An 18,859-nucleotide genomic window follows, 5' to 3' on the forward strand; every position below is an offset into this window, starting at 1 on the left:
TAAATAACCCTTGTCCGTCAATCGGACAAGGGTTTTGCCTCTATTTTTTAATAAAAACTTTCTCTTCTTTCGGCACTTTGCTTCCATCTTGATTCGAGCTTTGCAAATACAATAAACCATTTCCTGCAGCACGTTTCGAAGCATCGATCGGCTGTGTATTTTTACATAATTGGGCGTACACTTCGGCTTCCGTCAATTCACGGCCAAACTCTTTTTCTTCTTTCGTAATAAGGACGGCCGCCGCGCCGCTGACATGCGGAGTGGCCATTGAAGTGCCGGAAAGCTTAGCGTATTTTCCGCCAGGGTAACACGAAATGACGTTCACGCCTGGTGCGACGAGATCAATTTCGTCATTCGTATTCGAGAATTCGGCCAGCTTCTTCTTCTCATCGACCGCACCGACTTCGACGACTTCTTTATAGTAGCCCGGATAAGATTTTTCATCCGTTCGGTCGTCATTGTCGCCTTCATTGCCGGCTGCGCAAACGACGAGAATTTCGTTTTGTACGGCTTCCTGGATTGCCTTATGCAACTCAGGTACATCATCAGGACCGCCAAGCGACATCGAAATGATCCGCACCCTTTCTCCATTCGGCCCTTTCCATTTCGTTGCATATTGAATCGCTTCTGTAATGCCCTCATAACTGCCGCTTCCATTTTTGTCAAGGACGCGTAAGATTAACAGCTTGACTTCTGGAGCGACGCCTACAACCCCCTGTTTGTCCAATGTTGCAGCAATCGTTCCGCAAACATGCGTGCCGTGGAAATGTCCGTCCGCGAAATCATCCGGATCATCTCCAACAAAGCTTCTACCGCCAATAATGCGGTCTTTTAAGTCAGGATGCTCCAGATCACACCCCGTATCCAATACTGCGATAACAACACCGGTCCCTTTCTCCCCGTTTTTCCACATTTCGGGAGCATTAATCATTTGGACACCATAAGGAATTTCCTGTTCCGGATTTTGCAACACTTCTTCCAACACAAAAGGAATTAATCGAACTCCACTCATCGTTCATCCTCCTTTTCGTTTTAGAAACGTTCATGCATAGGCGAGGTGCTTTGCTTCATCATTTTTTTAAATGGACTAGCTTTAAAATAATTTCACTTAGTGTACCATCATATGTTCGAATATTCAATAAATATAGAGAAAAATGAGCCATAACTACTAGAAAATATCCTTTATTTCTTATTTGTTGTGTCAATATGCCCGGATTGTTAGAGCTGGTACTTTCTGAACATACTATAAAACGTGAAAAAACAAGAGGCTGTTCAAAAAGTCCGGGAAACATTGCCAGCGAATTTCTACGTCAGCTTGCTCCTGCGTTCCTCACGTATTAATTGCATACGTTCTGGTACTCGGAGGCTACGCTTTCTTGAACTTCTTGGCCCTGTTTGTCCCCCTTTTTGAACATATACAAAAGAGAAAGGCGTAAAACTATGATTAAATTATTTTCTCACAATGATTTAGATGGTAAATCGTGCGGCTTAATTGCAAAAATTGCTTTTGGCGATGACAACGTTGACGCAAGCTACTGTTCGCACGACACGATCAACAGAAGGGTTCGGGAATTTCTTGATAACCCGGAGTATAACGGGCTGCCCATTTACATCACCGACATCGCGGTCAATGAAGAGCTTGCCGCCCGCCTTGATGAACGGTATAAAAACGGAGGAGAAGTTTATCTATTTGATCACCATGTGACGGCACTTCAATTTAATGAATATGACTGGGGACATGTCAAAGAAGTTTATGAGGATGGACGAAAGACCGCCGCCACTTCCCTTTTATACGATTACTTTATTCAAAATGGCCGAATAGAAGAAAAAGAACCACTCCGCGAGTATGTTGAATTAGTCCGCCTTTACGACACGTGGGAATGGAGTGAGACAAACAACCTGAAAGCGAAGCATCTCAATGAGCTATTTTTCATGTTTAGTTCAGAACACTTTGAACAGACGATGATGGAACGGATTCGAACGGAAGAAACGTTCGAGCTCACTGATTTGGAACAAACCTTGTTACATTTAGAAGAAGAGAAAATCGAACGCTACATTATCTCAAAGGAAAGACAAATGGTCGAAACATGGGAAGCGTATGTGAATGATGATAACGAAGGCCAATACCGAATCGGAATTGTTCATGCAGAACGGTATCATTCTGAACTGGGCAATGTGCTGAACACCGAAAATCCGCATCTTGATTTAATTGTCATATTGAACATCGGCAGAAAACAAGTCGGTTTTCGGACGATTCATGATCATGTCGATGTTTCGGCTTTTGCAGGCCAATTTGGTGGCGGCGGGCACCCGAAAGCTTCAGGCTGCCCCCTAACGGAAAAAACGTTTGAACGCTTTGTCGTTCCTGCCTTTCAGCTTATGCCAAGAAAAAGAGACCCGCGCGATAATCAATATAACGTGAAAGAAAATCGTTTCGGAACACTTTTTATGAACCATCAAAAAGAAATGTCAAATATTAGGCCGCTCGAAAACGGAACGTGGGAACTGATTCATAACAGCATTCCGATCGGCTCGTTCCCAACCTTTGCTGAAGCGGAGCACTATGCTAAACGCCATTTCAGTGTAACTTTACTGTATGATGATAAATACCTTCAGTTCCTATCGGCTACTTATAAAGTAGCAGAAGAAGAATTGCGAGAGAACTATGCGAAGGTTATGGAGAGAGTGGCTCATGAAGAAAAGGCATCATTCCATCACGAATGATGCCTTCCTTTCTTTACGTAGCCGTAATCTGTTTGGCGAACAATGTATTCGCTGTTGAATTCCTTTGTCTTTGTCGTATGATCCTCATAAAAAAGAAACAATGTATTGTTCATTGCCGATATAATCCAATCGAAAAGCAGTACAGTGTCCACGGACACCGTGCTGCTTTTTGCATTATTTTACTTTAAACGTTTTCGTGTATTTTTTAAACAGTTCTCGTTTACTGTCCATTCGCTGCTGAAGCGTCCAGAAAATCACCTGGTGGAAATCCTTTGACGATTCAACTAACGTCATTAAATACGTAATTTTCACATTGTCTACTTCTCCCGACAACTCAAATTGGATCGCTTTTTTGTTATTGATTTTTAAGTTTACTGGTTTCGTTGTTTTTGCATTTTTCACGGTGTTTTTCTCCATGTTGTCTTTAATCGCTTTATAATAATCGGTAAGCGTAGCACCACCGAGTGAGCTCTTTGGCTCGCTAATAACGCCCATATATTCCTCTTTTCCAATATTCGTTGCTTGAATTGAAGCATCCGGAATAAGGCCGGTTTCCTTTTTCCAATCCCCGTCTACCGCAATACTGGACTTTCCGTTATCACTTTTTAAAACGAGCGGTACGCTTGTAAAAGGCTTATCCGAATGGTTTGACTTCGTATGCATCATTGGAACATCATCCCTTCAACACACGGAATGATTCGGAAACTTGCTTAAACTCATCTTTGTATTGATCGAATTTGCTTTCGGTTGTCCATGCTGCAATTTGATAGAAGTGATCTCCTTTTTCTAAATACGTCATTAAATACTTTGCTTTTACTCCATTTACTTCCCCGCTTATATCAACCTGTTTCGCAGGGAGGTCGCCAACCTTCGTATCACTCGCAGTTCCAACAACTAAATTTTTTGCTGTAGCTCCTATGTTCTGCTTGATCGTATTAGCAAAGTCATCTAATTTTGAATTTTCACTGAAATCCTTTTTATTATACGGAATAACCATAATGTATTTTTCATCTGAACGTTTGGACGCGCTAAGAACAGCTAATGGATTTAGCTCTTTATCCTGTACCCAGCCATCAGGGATTGTTAACTGTAAGCTTTCATTATCGTTTTTTAAAGCAGTACCTTTAATTTCCGTCTCTTTTGTTTCTTTTGAAGTATCATCTTTTTTCGATAGCTCTTCTTTTTTTGGTGATGCATCCTTTCCAGCGGACTCTTTGTCGGAGCTGCACCCGCTCAAAATCGCCCCTGTTAGCATACAAGCGGCAAGTAACATGGAAATCTTTTTGTAGTTTACTAAATTCCCCATTCTTTCTCCCCATTTCTTTAAATTTCATTTTTTGAAAAAATATTTCATTTTCTATTTCCCAATTATACTTAAAGATTAACCATTCTGTTTCAATTTTTATAAAAATCATACTTTATGCCTGGTTTCATTTATTTTTATGGGTCGTAAGCACTAAAAAGAAGGTTGCGATCTGAGGAATAACGACAAATTAATAAAGTGGGATATTTTAAATTTTCACTATAAAATTAAATTTTTGTAAGTATGGAAAATCAAAGAATTGTTGGAATAGGGTATAGCGATTGATCTTTTGGATAGTATAAAGTGACCCTTGCGATTGAACCGGCTCTGAATAAATAGGGGGAACGGGTGCACTGCCCATCCAAAAGTGCAATAACTTTTCCATTTAAAAACGCATGACATTTTTTCGTGTCATGCGTTTTTATGTGTCATTTCCGCCAAAATTTCGTATATTCCGCTTTATCCTTTATATTGAATTCAATGATTTTCTCAAGCAATCCGTAATTTACCGGCTCATTCCATGGAATTCGAAACAAGCCTTTAGTAGCGCTGTAGCCGGCCTGTGCAATGTCATCTGCAAATTGCGCAATGCCTGCTTCTTCGGGCGAAACGCTCAAATGATGTCTCGCCGTGGAAAAGCCGATGATAAATGTCCCGTGATCGGAAAACATTGGCGTATTCCACTTCATTTGCGGTTCCAAATTTGGGTAATTATCTGCTACCCACGCCAAAATTTCCTCTGTTCGACTTCTATGGTCGGGATTATCGATGCCAGCTAAATAGTTCGCAAAAACTTCCATGTCTTCCTCCTTCGATAGAGTGCTATTTCCGCTAAAAATTCGCATTCTAAAGGCTTATCCCCTATATCCTTAAGCCATTCGCAATTTTATTCCATTAATTGGCCCGATGATGGAACGTTAAAGAGATGAAATTGATTTTTCCGTATCAACATCCCGCGAATAACGCTCCGTAAATCATCAATTGCACGCTTTTTAGACTTACCAGGGGTCAGGGGAACAAGCCGAATGTCAAAGTCATCGCTTTTAATTGAAGCTTGATCCTCTCCATATTGATCGGGATAGGCCGCCCATACTTCATAAACAGGATTAATAGATGTAGCGATTGAACCGGCTCCGAATAAATAGAGCGAGCGGCATGCACTGCTATAATTCAACAACTGTTCCATTGACGTCAGCTTGGTTCTTGTCTTCAATAGAGAGTGATCCCAAATGTATTTCAATGGACGATATTTAAAATCAATCATAAGACTTCCGATAAATAGACGATCTTGAAAAAGATCCAGCCTCGCATCCGGCCGATTGTTTCTCGAACTCGTGTAGATTGGATGGCTATTGCGATCCGTTTCCCTGCCCACAAGCGGAATTTCAGTATCATAGACAAGGTTGACCCGAATTGTTTCCTTTTTAAACGAAATGATTGTACCCGGCTCTAATGTCGGAATCTGTTTCATAGCATTTGAAAAGACCCATCCATCATACGGAGTAAAATCAAGTTCCTTCAACATTTCGATCAATTGAAGGATTCCCCACAATTCGTATAGCTTTTCAGATCGTTTCCATTGCAGGCGATACGTTTTGGCCAGTGGTTCTAAACGCTCCTTTTTTAAATCACGGTATACTCTATAAATCGCCCGATACCTTGAGTCGAGAAACATGACTTGATTAGGGGGCTCAAGCCTTGGCTCCTTCACTTCTTTATACCAGCCCGCCCTCGTCATGAATAGCAGTGAGCTGTACATTTTTTTCGTTTCTCTATAAAAACAGCTAAATTCTTCGAGTGTTCTTACTTTATCGTTCATTTCTAGACGCGTGTTTTCTTGATAAGATGAAAAACGTTCCAGCTCCCGTCTGTCCATTTGTAGCTGGTCAAGATACTGGCCCGCTATCTCATTCCATTCTTTTAACACATTTAAAAGAAAACCAATAATTTTTTTCACCCATCTATTTTCAGGAAGATCATAATCAAACGTTGGTGAAGGTGCCAGCAGCTTTTGATCTGATTCAAGGCGCCTCATCCGGTGCCCGATCGTACGTTCATCGAGTTTTTTTGCCCGTTCGGCCGCCATCATTTTATACTCTTTTTTTACTCGATAGTTGGCTTTTGAATAAAGGTCATTCATGGCAGCCATAAGAGAATGGTAATGTTTTTCGATGATTTGAATCTGGCTTAAACGGTTAGGCGAGAATAGATCATTATGATCATCCGGGAAAAAAGAGTGGCTTTTTACAAGCTCCCTGCCTAAACCTTGTACATACCCTTCAATTTCTCGCTTCATCATTTCCCATTGGTCTTCCGTTATTTGTTTCGGGCTGACTTTCACGATGGAATAGTAGGAAATGCCGGCTTGCACCACTTTCAACAAATACTTCCCCGGGATTAACGGAAAATAATCGTTTTTAAAAAGGACAAGCGGCTCGGGTGAGGGCGTAATAAACCGTTCGTCATCTCCTTCGCCATCATCCTGCAGTTCGATGGATTCTAGCCCTTCAAAATAAAACTTTGCCTGATCATCATTGCTGTTGAACGTCACCTTTAATTCTACATTTTCAATTATTTCAACGGGAACGAATGTATCGGGAAAATGGGCGTCCGTACAAAAATTGGTCACTTCTTGTCTTTTATACCCTTGTTCAAATATTAATGAAAATGGCACATTAGAATGTAAACCCATTCATTTTCAACTCTTTCGCTTTTTGGCGTAACACCTTCTTCGTCTCAGTAAAATCGGAAATATCTTCAAACCGCTTTAGAACGGATAAAAAGGAACCGCCGACGACTTCATTTGACTCAGGGTGAAGCGATCCGATTACAGGGTGAAGCAATTCTTCGCTACCTCTTATCTTTGTCAAAACGCGCTGGACCATTTGCAAATCAAAGGCTTCCCGCCTTGAAAGATAAGGACTTGGAACTAGATTTTGCAAATAACGGTCAATTTGCCGGACAACGCGCGGACCGATGCCTAAATATCTCCCTGCTTCCTGCATTTGCAGATGCAGCTCCCATAAACATTCAGCTTCCCGTTCACTTAGCTGCAGCGTTTCTTCCTGCTTTTTAAAGGAATGAAATAGCGGATACGACATTTTACTAGTTAACGTACGAACATTCGTCCGTTCCCGTAATCGGGTGAAAGGAAGGACATGCAAGTTAATGACATTCGCCCGGTCAAGTACTTTATCGGAAAAATGATACGTTGATTCATCCATATTTACGGTCCCGACAAACATCATATTGCTGCCGATTGGAATTTTCGCTGGATACTGATTGGCATTTTTCAGCCCGCTTTCCAGATGGTCATTGTACAGCCCGATAATCCGCCTGTCCGCATCCAGCTCTAAAACAGATAAAAATTGAGAAAAATAATGCTCTACCCGAGCCAGGTTCATTTCCTCAAAGACAACCATAAATAAATGATCCGGTTCTTTCGCCGCTCGAATGATTGCATCTACAAGCCCTGAATCGCCCGGGCGAAACAGATGATTCATAGCATCCACATACCCGATTAAGTCGGCATCATCGCCCCACGCCGGCCGCACCGGAATAATCGTAAATTGCCTTTCATTATGAATATTTAACGCCCTTGCATAGCTTGAAACGAGCCTCGTTTTTCCAATCCCGCTCATTCCTTGCAAAATGACAAGATTGGATGTTTTCATCGCCGTATGAAAATTGACGAGGTCTTTCGCCTCATAATACAATCCATTTTCTTTCGTTAATTGAATAAAATGATCCAAAAATTTCAGTTCTTCTTGCTCGTAATCGATCGGAGACTTTCCGTCTTCCGCGATTTCGTTTGGCCGAACAACTTCCATGATGGCTGCAGCCACTTCACCTGCACTTTCAGATTGATTTCCGGATGTATGCATTGAGGCTCCTTCCCCTTTAAGCAATAAAAGAAGATCTTCATACCGGCCATCAGGTATAAACAAAATGGATTCATCGACTTCATATACATCATCCATCCAGTTATCCGGAAATGGTTTTACATAAAGGGAATCATCTGCCATAAAGCAAAATCCGCCGTAGGCATATGAATGGCTATGGAACGTGCCAAACACCGTCAGGCTTCCGTCGTCGTCTTTCCATAAAATAATATCCGGCGTATCATTCGGCTCTGTTGAAACAAACGGGACTTTTCCGACATGCCGCTGGTTTAAAAGGCGTGTTGTAAACTCTTCAAAGGAAAGCCCATTTTTCTTCTTGCTAAAAATCGGAATCGGCATAAACCAGTCATCCTCTTTATAACGATCTGATTTTCGGATGAGCTGGATATCCCTGGCTTGATAGACTTCGTTACGTGATGCTGTAATCTTTCTTGACGGATTAAAGACAACAAGATAATCGTTTAAAAACTGAATCAATCGTTCTTCTCTCACCGCATCCGCTTCCATACTGTTATCAACAAAGCCAAATGGCTCCAGGTCGTGGGAGAAGCAAGTAAATAACCGCTCTTTCGGCAAGTGGTCCGGTTCTTTCGAGACGACCTTCAACACCGACTGAATTACATTTTGGCTATTAATAAAAATTCCTTTGTCTCTTCCTATTTTTTGTTGCACATATTCGTTACTCGGAAGCGTTCCTATTAAATATACATCCCATGTTCTGAGGCTCGTCATCTACTCGCCTCCAATTGATCTACATATTTTGCCAGTGCATTCATCGTTTGAAACTCCTTTAAGTGCCCCTTTTCGATTTGATTTTTAAGTTTCCGAAATCTTCCCGGGGTTATATCATATTTTAACAGCCATACCTCGTCGTATTCATCCCAACTCTCTTCAGACTCAAGCCACTCATCTAATTGCTCGCTTCCAATCAACGTCAATTGGTGATTGGGATGCATGCTCCAATTTTTCGCATTTCCAATCAGTGCAATATGTTTGCTCGCTACTTGTCCATTCGCTGTCCCTGCAGCCGCTTCCTCTGTTGCCATTTTCAATGCTTTATACTGCTCTTTTATATGATCCATTTCCAGTTTATACCCTTCAATTTGATTTTTCGCATTGGCTAGTTTTTCCTTATAACTTTTTTCGAGATGAGCAAGTTTATCAGCATATGACTCTCCTAGCTTTTTGAATTCTTCACTCTTACTCTGGACCATTTTTTGCAGTTCTTTCCGTTCTTTCTCCCATTTCGCTTTCTCCTTTTTCCATTCATTTTCTTTTTTACTTAATTGCTGCTGAAGTTCCGCTATTTTTTTCTCTTTCTTATTTAGTTTTACTTCTTGATCTTTTATCGTCTTTTTTAATGCATGAACTTCTTCATCAGCAACCTCTTCTGGCTCATCTACTTTGATGCCATGTTCCTGTTCATTAGCTATACATTCGTAAAATAATTTCTTACCGGCTTTTTGTTTCTTCTCATCTTCTGAAGCTAATAAAACTTTTAAAAGGTCGATTCTCTTTTCTTCAGATTCCATGAGTTTAGCCAGTTCTTCTTCTTTCATTTGCAAGTAAGCTGAACATTCTTTACACTCCTTAACATGATCTCTAATGCTTTTCTTTACTTTTTGTAGCCCCTTCGATTCTAAAAAACCTTTAATGATTTGCGGTTTCATAAACACAACATTTTTCTGTAGCGTCTTTTTCCTGAAACCCTTTAATTGAAGGTTTGTATCTTCTGCAAGATAGGCTAAGTCATTGGCATCCATATGTGTAAAAATCCATTTCCATACGGCTTTCTCATTCAACGGTCGTCTCTCTCCTTTCTCTGAAACTCTTAATTAAAACTATAACACTGCCTATTTATTATTTCGTTAACTGTAAGGAAAAATCCCCCTGTTTTTATGAAAAATGCGAACCTCTTTTATCGGCATAAAAAAACAGCCCCTCAACGAGAGGCGGTTCACAGTCTGCTTTAAAATGGAACTCCCTTCCACGTTACCATTCTATTATTTTTTTGTCTTTATTAAAATGGCCTCCCCTTGAAAGCTGACAATATTGTCGTTTTGCTGAATTATATTCAACCAGCGTTTAACCGATTCTGTTGATTGAATCAGGTCATTTCGCAATTGTTCTTTTTCGGCATTTGGAAGCTTCATTCGTTCACACCAGCTGTCGAATGGGAACGTTTTTTTAAACGTAAACAATGACTCGGTATGAAATCCAGCCGTTTCCAGAAATTGAATCCACTCTGATTTTTTCCATGCCCGAAAATGGCTTCGGTCGCGCTTCTTCTCGACATCGTTATAAAAGCGGTCAAAACTTTCTTTTTCGGGTGCGACGTTATCAATGAGAAGGAAAATTCCGTTTGGTTTCAACACACGATGCGCTTCTTTTATAAAAGATTGCACATTTGGGAAATGGTGGGCAGCGATCCTGCATGTTACGACATGAAACGACTCATCTGGAAATGGCAAGGATTCGGCATCTCCTTCGATAAACGTTACATTTGTATGGCCATTTGAGCGAATAAACCGTTCAGCCGCCGCCAAAATTTCAGGCGTCAGGTCTAAAGCAACTACTTCTTTCACATATGGGGCAAATGCGTTGGCGACATGCCCACCGCCTGTCGCGATATCTAATAACGACATGTTTTTTTCAACTTCAGCAATTTCCACCATTTTCAGAAGATCGGCTCCTTTTGCATGGCCTCTACTAGTGACGTATTTTTCAGCATTGTCCCCGAATTGTTGTTGAACACTTTTCTTAATGTCCATTTCCATCACCTTCCTTTTCCTTTATCCTATTCTTAAAGTTATGATAAGAAAATTAGAACTTTATTATATAGAGTGATAAGGAATTTGAATCATATAAACACTTAACGCAATTCCAGAGCTATACAAAAAAGCGCCATTTTTCGAAAATGGCGCTTTTTCAACAAATGATCAGCTATTTTTCTCCACGGGTCGTCACTTGCCATGTAATCCCGAACTTATCGGTTACTTGTCCATAAGACGGGCTCCAGAACGTTTCCTGAAGCGGCATAATGACCTTGCCCCCATCTTGCAATTTATCGAATACTTCTTTTGATTTTTCCACATCATCAACCGTCAGGGCAACCGTGACTTGATCTCCAAGTTGATAAGAATGGCCAGGGAATGTATCAGAAATCATCAGATCTGAATCCCCGACTTTTAAATGCGCATGCATGACGCGGCCTTTTGCTTCTTCTGGAATCGGGAATTTAGGATTTTCCGGCATTTCTCCGAATGTTTGGACAGCAACCACTTTTGCCTCAATCGCATCTTCGTAAAATTTCACCGCTTCTTGCCCATTTCCATTCAAAACTAAATAAGGATTAATACCTACGACCATGAACAACACCTCTTTTTAATAGTTGGCTTGCCATTTCTTCCTCATTTTAGCATGCAATCATTGTAGAAATTTCTTATTGATTGCTAGTATTCTCCAATTAGGAAGCAAACCGCATAGATTATATTCACCATTTTCATCTTTTTTCCTTCTCTTATTACAATTCTTTTACTTTTTACGTTGTGCTTTCTATGTATCAAAAGCCTTTGAATCTTAAGTTTTTTGAGTTTGCGGTATGTCAAGGAGCCAATTGTTTTCGTCATTTGCTTCGATAAACTCCGTAACCTCATATGTTCCATAATATTTTTCTTTAATAAAGGGATCATTCGCGAGGAAATGTTGGACGTCTTCGTTTGTATGGCAGTTAAAAATCATTAAAGCCCCATCGTTATCGGTAAAAGGCCCGCATAATTTCAATACCCCTTCCTTATAAAGTTGTTTTACATACTTTACATGCATATTCAGTAAATCGTCAGTCAGCGCTTCCTTCCTCTTGTTTTTAAGAATGACTACAAAACTTTTTATCAAATCCTCCTTCAACAAGAATGTATGTTCCCTTCATTTAGGATATAACTAACAGAATTTTATGTCAATTGTATTACTGTCCTTTTAAAAAAATAGGAGAGCCGACTTTTGGTTATCCCGGCTCTCCCGTCACTTTCGCTTTCCTAAGATAAAGATACGCAAAAACGAAAAACGCAGCAATAAGGCAAATGAGCAAAACGAAAAATCCGTATTTGTGAACATACTTTCCGACAATATACCATTTCTCTCCTAATTTATATCCTAGCGAAATGAAGGTAATACTCCAGATCAATGCGCCGGAGTAGGCATAAAGCATAAATCGCCGCCATCCGATGTTTGCTATGCCCGTAATGTAGGCCGTCAAATGCCTTACCCCCGGAATGAAAAAACCGAGGATGAGCAAGAAATTCCCGTATTTTTTAAAAAGCCTCCGGGTCCGCGCAATTCGCTTCTCCGTTATATGAAGTTTCGGGCCGTATTTTTTCAAAAAAGGCAACCCTAATTTGTAACCGATCAAATAGCTGATTGATATCCCTGAGGCCGCTCCTATAAATGCAATGAGCAATGTGATCGAAAAATGAAGCTTCCCTAAAAAAGCATTATATCCAGCAAATGTCAACAGCGTTTCATCGGGTACCGGGAGCCCAATAATGCCAAGCGCAAGTGCGGCAAAAAGTCCGATATAACCGAAGCGGACAATAAGTTCTCCCAAAAAATGTTCCATGTTCATCCCTCAATTCCATAAGTAGGGTATTCACTATTATAAACAGGAATGGGGACAAACATGTCTGGACGAATAAATAGTTGCAGTTAGACGAATAAGTGCCTCGGTTAGACGAATAAATGCTTTTGCTAGAAGAAAAAACACGTGAAATAACAAATAGAAGGGCTCTAAAGGACATATTTCAAGCTGCAAGGGCCAAAAATGTCCAATAGAAGGGCTCTAAAGGACATATTTCAAGCTGCAAGGGCCAAAAATGTCCAATAGACGAGCTCTCATGGACATATTTCATGGCGCAAGAGCCAAAAATGTCCAATAGACGAGCTCTCATGGACATATTTCAAGGCGCTGGCCCTAAAAATGTCCAATAGAGGGGCTCTCATGGACATATTTCAAGGCGCAAGGGCCAAAAATGTCCAATAGACGAGCTCTCATAGACAAAATTCAAGCTGCAAGGGCCAAAATGTCCAATAGAAGGGCTCTCATAGACATATTTCAAGGCGCAAGAGCCAAAAATGTCCAATAGACGAGCTCTCAAAGACAAAATTCAAGCTGCAAGGGCTAACAATTTCCAATAGGGGGCGAAAAGGACAAAAAACCGAAAAAACAGGCTGCACCAGACCTATTATCGAATGTACCCGTAAAAATCGTAAAGTGTTTGGATATTTTTCTTGCGAATGATTGCAAAAATCTTTTGCCAGAGCTCGCACATCGCAAAAACATCCGACTCTGCTTGATGCCGGTTCGTGCATTCAATCGAAAAATAGCGAAGTGCGTCATCAAGTAAAGGAAAGGACATGCCAGGAAGAAACGATTCCAGCACTTTCCGCATTTCAAGCGAGCTTTGCGGCAGCTTCGTTTTATACGTTTTCCAAAGAAAATGGTTTAAAAAAGCGAGGTCATGCCCGATGTGGTAACCGACTATAATATGATGATGAATAAAGTCTAAGAGTGACTGAATTTCATCTTTTAAAAAAGGCGCATGACTAACGTCTTCATCTTGTATACCTGTCAATTGCTGCACACTTTCCGGTATTGTTTTTCCGGGATTGATGAAGGTTGAATAACGATTCGTAATTTCTCCGTTTTTTATGCGGGCTGCAGCAATCGAAAAGATTTCATCGCCGAGGTCGGGGCGAAAACCGGTCGTTTCCGTATCCAGGATAATAAAAGTCACTTCTTCGATTGGCGTATTTAGACCCATCTGTTTTTTACTCATCGCTTTCAATTGTTTTCGGATCCACGCTTCATGCTGGAAATCGCCTTGCGATACATGGCCACCTATCAGCTGTTCCCTTTTCAATCCGAGTGAAATCAGCCGGTTAATCATATGTTTAAAGTTGCCATCAAAGCGAGGAGGGTTCAATCACCATCTCCCCTTTTATAAATGCCGCTTTGAAGCCGCTTCGTTATTTTCATCGCCTGCTTTAGCCGCTTTAAGCTATCGGCTGACAACCGGTTTAAAAAAATATGCTGGTCAAGGGAGTGGCTGTCGCCTTTTTCCGCAAGAGAATTCTTTACTCGCAAAAACAATAAAAAGGTAAATGCGTCCTTCAATGCTTCATACATTGGCGTGGTTAACTTTCCATCTTTAAAAAGCCGTTCCATTCGGGATAACGTGGATGTCTCTTGATAGCCAGAGCTAGCAGCTAAAAACTTGATCGCATTGACAAACTGGGAAAACACTCCTGTTTTAATGTCAAATTGCCCCGAATATTCCCCCCATCTTTCTGTAAACACTTTTCCAAATAGATTGATAGGAACCTCATGTGAGAGAATCGCATCTTTTAATTGAAAAAGAATTGACTTTCTTGTTTTAACATTTAAAATTAGCCATTCTCGCAAATGATGGACCAGTTCTACATTCCCGTAAATCGGGGCCATGTCGATGGCGATGAAAAGGAATTTCATGCTGTTGAACGTTGTTCCGCTTGAATACTCTAAGAGCGTTATTTTCCACTCTTCTATTGACTGCCGCCATCTCGGATTCGTTGCCATGACATTCCCCGGGCAAAGCGGATAACCAATCTTCCTAAAATATTCTACCCCTATTTCGGAAAACCGCTCCACAAATCGTTCGCAATCATCCCGCTCATGATTCTCGCACGAATAAACGATTCCGTTATCCTGGTCAGTCCAGACGGTTTGCTCACAACGTGCCCCGCTCCCCATTATCATCCAGCTGATTTTATCCGGCCTTTTGCCGGCATTCTCCTGGAGAACTCGATTCTCAGCCAACTCGAGCGCTTTTTTCATCATTCCCCTATGTGCTCTGTTAAGAAAGGAATAAATACGTTCGGTTTCCTCCACCGAAATCGTCTGTTGTTTTAAAAAAGGAATGAGTGTTTCGTGAATTCTTTTCAGTTCATCAAGGCTTTGAGCATGATCGATCATGTGAAAAACTTGCTCCCAATTTTCAGGGACATTCATAACGATTCACCTGTACTTTCAAAATGAGTCCGCTTTTTTCGTTAAGGATGGATCGAGATGTTCCGGATATCCGTATGAGCCGTGTTCACTAATATCGAGGCCGGAGATTTCTTGTTCTGCGGTCACACGCAGGCCAATCGTTTTCTTTAATAGGAATAATATGATGAACGAAATGGCGGCAACATAAATGGCAGCTCCAAGCACTCCGATCGTTTGGACATAAAGTTGATGGAATCCGCCGCCATAGAACAGCCCTGCTTTGCCGACACCTGCTTTCTCAACTAAACGAGGTGACGCGAACAAACCGGTCGAGATGGTTCCGATCATTCCTGCAATGCCATGAACGGAAAAAGCAAAAATCGGATCATCCATTCCTTTTTTCTCAAAAAAGACCGAAGTCCAGAACGTAAAGGCGCCCGCTACCGCCCCAATGACAACGGCAGCCCACGGTTCAACAAAGGCACAGGCCGCTGTTATGGCAACAAGAGCGGCAAGCACCCCGTTAACCATCGCCGGAATGTCCGCTTTTCCCGTTAATAGTTTGGCTGTTAAAATTGCCGCAATCGCCCCTGATGCCGCCGCTAAATTTGTCGTTAACGCAATATAACCGAAGAAGCCATCACCGACACTCATTGTGCTTCCCGCATTAAATCCGAACCAGCCGACCCAGAGCAGCAAGCCGCCAAGCACTGTATACACTTGATTATGGCCTGGAATAAGATTTGGCGTTCGGTCTTTGTTGAATTTTCCAATGCGCGGACCAAGCAAAACCGTCGCAACAAGCGCGGCAATCGCGCCTTGTAAATGAACAACCGTGGAGCCTGCAAAATCCTGCATTCCCATCGAACCGAGCCAACCGCCGCCCCATACCCAGTGGCCAATTACAGGATAGATGATAACCGTAAACAACGTGCCGAAGATAAAGTAAACGGAAAGTTTTGCCCGTTCCGCGAACCCTCCCCAGGCGATCGCTAAAGAAACGCCTGCAAACGCCATTTGAAATAAAAATTTTAACGAAAGCGGCACATTGGCCCAATCAAGTGAAGCAAATGTTTTTTTGCTGCTCTCTGTCAAAAACCATCCGGATGTACCGAAAAAGCGATTTCCATCCCCAAACGTCAGCCCAAAGCCAAACGCCCAAAAGGCAATCGATACAATTGCAAAGCTTACTATTTGCTTCCCGGCAACATGACCGGAGTTTTTCATCCGGGTTGAGCCAGCTTCAAGCAGTGCAAAGCCCGCTTGCATACCGATCACTAAAACTGCGGCAACCACCACCCAGAGAGAATCCATCATAAATGTCCATTTTTCGCTCATTTTTTATCCCCTTTCATTCGTGTTATGTTTTCTAACATTTTATAGATATACTATATGACATAACAAACAGAATTGTCAAACTATTGTTTCTAAGATGTAATAACTTCTGACATCAAAAGAACATACGATCCCTGATCGCAGAAAGTTAGCTTTTGTTGTTTCTTCTTTTTAGTAAACGGAAATAATGGTAAGGGTGATGAATGTGCGGCTAAATAAAGAAACGAGACAACGATACAGTGATGCGATTGACCGAATGCAAGAAGGACTTGATGCCATGATTGATCTTTACAATGAGGCTGCCGATGATGTTCCGTTGATCGCATTTGAAGAGCGCGTCGTTGAAGACATTGAAAAAGCGAAGAAAAAATACGGAGAAGCGTTCATTAATCATAAAATCAACACCATCGTGAAAGAAGTTTTATCATTTATGGATTTGGAAGATGAAAAATAACGATGGTTTGTCATTTTCATCTGTTTTATTGTGTTGCCTTCATAGAAACGTTACACTTTAATGGAGAGGAATTTATCGTTCAGGAGTGATCATATCCATGAAGGTTGCAAATACAATAACGGATTTAATCGGGAATACACCTATCGTTCGGTTGAATCGAGTCGTAGCTCCAAAAGGCGGATCCGTCTATATGAAGCTGGAATCGTTCAATCCGGGAAAAAGCGTCAAAGACCGGGCGGCTTTCAATATGATTCGGACGGCAGAAGAAGCGGGCCTGATTTCTCCGGGGAAGTCAACGATTATTGAGCCGACTTCTGGCAATACAGGGATTGGGCTGGCGATGGTCAGTGCGGCAAGAGGGTACCGCTGCATTTTAACAATGCCGGACAATGCGACAAAAGAGCGAATTAGCGTGATGAGAGCCTATGGCGCGGAAGTTTATCTTACACCGGCTTCCGAACGTATGACAGGTTCTATTAACCTCGCGAAAAAACTTGCCCGCGACATCCCGGACAGCTTCATTCCGATGCAATTCGAAAATCGCGCAAACGCCGATGCCCACAGGACAACGACGGCCATTGAAATTTATGAAGCATTTGGAGAAAAACTGGATGCCCTTGTTCTAACGGCTGGAACTGGCGGAACGATCACCGGGACGGGAGAAGAATTGAAAAAGAAGCTGCCGGACTTGAAAATTTACGTCGTAGAACCGGCCGGATCACCAGTGCTAGCCGGAGGAGAACCAGGGCCTCATAAAATACCGGGGACGGGACCGGGATTCATTCCGAGCATCCTGAATCGGGACATATACGACGAAATTTTGCATATTGAAGATCATGATGCAAAAGAAATGGCGCAAAAACTCGCCGCAAAGGAAGGAATTCTCGTCGGCCCGTCCGCCGCCGCTTCCGCCTACTTCGCCGTAAAAATCGCAAGCAGGCTACCTTCCGATTCCAGAGTGCTCTCACTCGCCCCGGACAGCGGAGAGCGTTACTTATCCATGGATTTGTTCGAATAAAAAAAGCTGAGGCGTCGCTCGATTAAGTGAAAATTTGTGAATCGTTGATTCCATACAGAAAAGCTGGCAAAAATGTTCGCCAGCTTTTCTAACTTATGTTTTGCATATTGACAGCAGGCTTTAGCGGCATCTTAAATCGGGCAAATAAATAACAGCCGAGAATGACGATGACGCTGCCGGCAAATTGAATCCATGTCATTTTTTCACCGAGCAAGAAAAAAGCGAGTATCGCTGTAAAAACAGGGTTGAAATTTAAAAACATTCCTGCCGCCGTCCCGCCGAGCTTTTGAACGCCGATATTCCAAAAGACCATCGACACAACGGTTGACAAAATGCCAATATAAAGCAAAGACACGACAAACGAAGCATTCACATTCGTAATCGTAAATGAAGAAAGGTTAAATGGCAGGAGCGTCAGAACGCCGAAGATGCCCGAATAAAGCGTTGACATCATTGGCGAAGTATCTTTCATCGCCCATTTTCCGAACACGGAATACAATCCCCATGAACTAACGGCCGCGAGCATCCATAAATCACCCGAATTAAACCGGAGAGAAAGTAAACGATCGACTTCCCCTCTGCATAAAACAATGACGACACCGAGGAATGAAATAACCATTGCCACAATTTGCAGCGGACGCAGTTTTTCTTTAACGAGGACCAGTGAAAAAAGCGCAATCGACACCGGGTTTAATGTAGATAGAAGCCCGACATTCATCGCCGTCGTTCGCTCCAAAGCAAAAAACATAAAGACATTAAAAAGAACGACCCCTGTTACGCCCATTAAAAACAACGGAAGGATCGAACGTTTTGGCGGCAAAATCTTTTTTTCCTGAATCCAGACAACTGGAAATAAGCAGATGACCGCGATGATCCAGCGCAAATCGGTCAGCGTAATCGACGATGCATGGCCGACGAGAAATTTGCCAACGACAAAATTCCCACCCCATAAAAAACTCGTGATGAGCAAAAGGACTGTGAAGATATATTGCATGAAGCATTACCCCTTTAATGATAGAAAGCATATTTCATTCTATCCTATCATAGCAGAAAGCTAAATGTCTTCGGGATGAACTCAATTCCATAAAATGCTGTATGCTTT

The 18,859-nt window shown here is 41.8% G+C and carries 18 protein-coding genes; 3 read left to right on the forward strand and 15 right to left on the reverse strand.

Annotated features, from left to right (window positions below; genetic code table 11):
- Positions 1-40 precede the first annotated feature (40 nt).
- Positions 41-1,012 carry a S8 family peptidase gene (locus tag WD019_RS11730; protein WP_051291222.1) on the reverse strand — a complete coding sequence of 324 codons (972 nt, stop codon included), beginning with the start codon at positions 1,010-1,012 and terminating at the stop codon, positions 41-43.
- Positions 1,013-1,440: 428 nt separating this feature from the next.
- Between WD019_RS11730 and WD019_RS11735 the strand changes: the two genes are divergently transcribed.
- Positions 1,441-2,724, forward strand: coding sequence for a DHH family phosphoesterase (locus tag WD019_RS11735; protein WP_425711609.1), 1,284 nt, complete (start codon positions 1,441-1,443; stop codon positions 2,722-2,724).
- A 174-nt stretch (positions 2,725-2,898) separates the two neighbouring features.
- Here WD019_RS11735 and WD019_RS11740 read toward each other — a convergent pair whose 3' ends face one another.
- The 13 genes from WD019_RS11740 to WD019_RS11800 form a co-directional block, all read right to left on the reverse strand.
- Complete coding sequence (locus WD019_RS11740) at positions 2,899-3,390, reverse strand: hypothetical protein (RefSeq protein ID WP_425711610.1); 492 nt, start codon at positions 3,388-3,390, stop codon at positions 2,899-2,901.
- Between the two features lie 7 nt (positions 3,391-3,397).
- Positions 3,398-4,030, reverse strand: coding sequence for a PsbP-related protein (locus tag WD019_RS11745; RefSeq protein WP_425711611.1), 633 nt, complete (start codon positions 4,028-4,030; stop codon positions 3,398-3,400).
- A gap of 425 nt (positions 4,031-4,455) precedes the next feature.
- Positions 4,456-4,827: an iron chaperone gene (locus tag WD019_RS11750; protein ID WP_425711612.1), complete on the reverse strand. Its 372-nt coding sequence runs from the start codon at positions 4,825-4,827 to the stop codon at positions 4,456-4,458.
- 86 nt (positions 4,828-4,913) lie between these two features.
- Positions 4,914-6,719 (reverse strand): DUF2357 domain-containing protein, encoded by a 1,806-nt coding sequence (locus WD019_RS11755; RefSeq protein WP_425711613.1) that lies wholly within the window; start codon positions 6,717-6,719, stop codon positions 4,914-4,916.
- Positions 6,703-8,661, reverse strand: a complete 1,959-nt coding sequence (locus tag WD019_RS11760; RefSeq protein WP_425711614.1) for an McrB family protein — start codon at positions 8,659-8,661, stop codon at positions 6,703-6,705. Before WD019_RS11760 ends, WD019_RS11755 begins: the two co-directional genes overlap by 17 nt.
- A complete protein-coding gene (locus WD019_RS11765; RefSeq protein ID WP_425711615.1) occupies positions 8,658-9,731 on the reverse strand; it encodes a hypothetical protein in 1,074 nt (357 codons plus the stop codon). Before WD019_RS11765 ends, WD019_RS11760 begins: the two co-directional genes overlap by 4 nt.
- Before the next feature lie 201 nt (positions 9,732-9,932).
- Entirely contained in the window at positions 9,933-10,706 is a 774-nt protein-coding gene (locus WD019_RS11770) for a class I SAM-dependent methyltransferase (RefSeq protein WP_425711616.1), read from the reverse strand.
- 166 nt (positions 10,707-10,872) lie between these two features.
- Positions 10,873-11,298: a VOC family protein gene (locus WD019_RS11775; protein ID WP_026676303.1), complete on the reverse strand. Its 426-nt coding sequence runs from the start codon at positions 11,296-11,298 to the stop codon at positions 10,873-10,875.
- 210 nt (positions 11,299-11,508) lie between these two features.
- The gene (locus WD019_RS11780) at positions 11,509-11,823 is read right to left on the reverse strand and encodes a YciI family protein (RefSeq protein ID WP_425711617.1); all 315 of its coding nucleotides are present in this window, start codon (positions 11,821-11,823) and stop codon (positions 11,509-11,511) included.
- Positions 11,824-11,932: 109 nt separating this feature from the next.
- Positions 11,933-12,544, reverse strand: a complete 612-nt coding sequence (locus WD019_RS11785) for a DedA family protein (RefSeq protein WP_425711618.1) — start codon at positions 12,542-12,544, stop codon at positions 11,933-11,935.
- A 622-nt stretch (positions 12,545-13,166) separates the two neighbouring features.
- Positions 13,167-13,907 (reverse strand): exonuclease domain-containing protein, encoded by a 741-nt coding sequence (locus WD019_RS11790; RefSeq protein ID WP_425711619.1) that lies wholly within the window; start codon positions 13,905-13,907, stop codon positions 13,167-13,169.
- A complete protein-coding gene (locus WD019_RS11795) occupies positions 13,904-14,971 on the reverse strand; it encodes a DUF294 nucleotidyltransferase-like domain-containing protein (protein ID WP_425711620.1) in 1,068 nt (355 codons plus the stop codon). Before WD019_RS11795 ends, WD019_RS11790 begins: the two co-directional genes overlap by 4 nt.
- An 18-nt stretch (positions 14,972-14,989) precedes the next feature.
- On the reverse strand, positions 14,990-16,288 hold the full coding sequence (locus WD019_RS11800) for an ammonium transporter (RefSeq protein ID WP_425711621.1): 1,299 nt from the start codon (positions 16,286-16,288) through the stop codon (positions 14,990-14,992).
- Positions 16,289-16,484: 196 nt separating this feature from the next.
- Here WD019_RS11800 and WD019_RS11805 point away from each other — a divergent pair, with 196 nt between their 5' ends.
- Positions 16,485-16,739 carry an atypical membrane-integrating protein (Mistic protein) gene (locus WD019_RS11805; RefSeq protein ID WP_245595180.1) on the forward strand — a complete coding sequence of 85 codons (255 nt, stop codon included), beginning with the start codon at positions 16,485-16,487 and terminating at the stop codon, positions 16,737-16,739.
- 97 nt (positions 16,740-16,836) lie between these two features.
- Positions 16,837-17,757: a cysteine synthase A gene (gene cysK, locus WD019_RS11810; protein ID WP_425711622.1), complete on the forward strand. Its 921-nt coding sequence runs from the start codon at positions 16,837-16,839 to the stop codon at positions 17,755-17,757.
- An 88-nt stretch (positions 17,758-17,845) separates the two neighbouring features.
- Here cysK and WD019_RS11815 read toward each other — a convergent pair whose 3' ends face one another.
- The gene (locus WD019_RS11815) at positions 17,846-18,751 is read right to left on the reverse strand and encodes a DMT family transporter (protein ID WP_425711623.1); all 906 of its coding nucleotides are present in this window, start codon (positions 18,749-18,751) and stop codon (positions 17,846-17,848) included.
- Positions 18,752-18,859: the final 108 nt, after the last annotated feature.

It is taken from the genome of Fictibacillus sp. Mic-4, from assembly GCF_049843615.1.
GTDB classification, from domain to species: Bacteria; Bacillota; Bacilli; order Bacillales; family Fictibacillaceae; genus Fictibacillus_A; species Fictibacillus_A gelatini.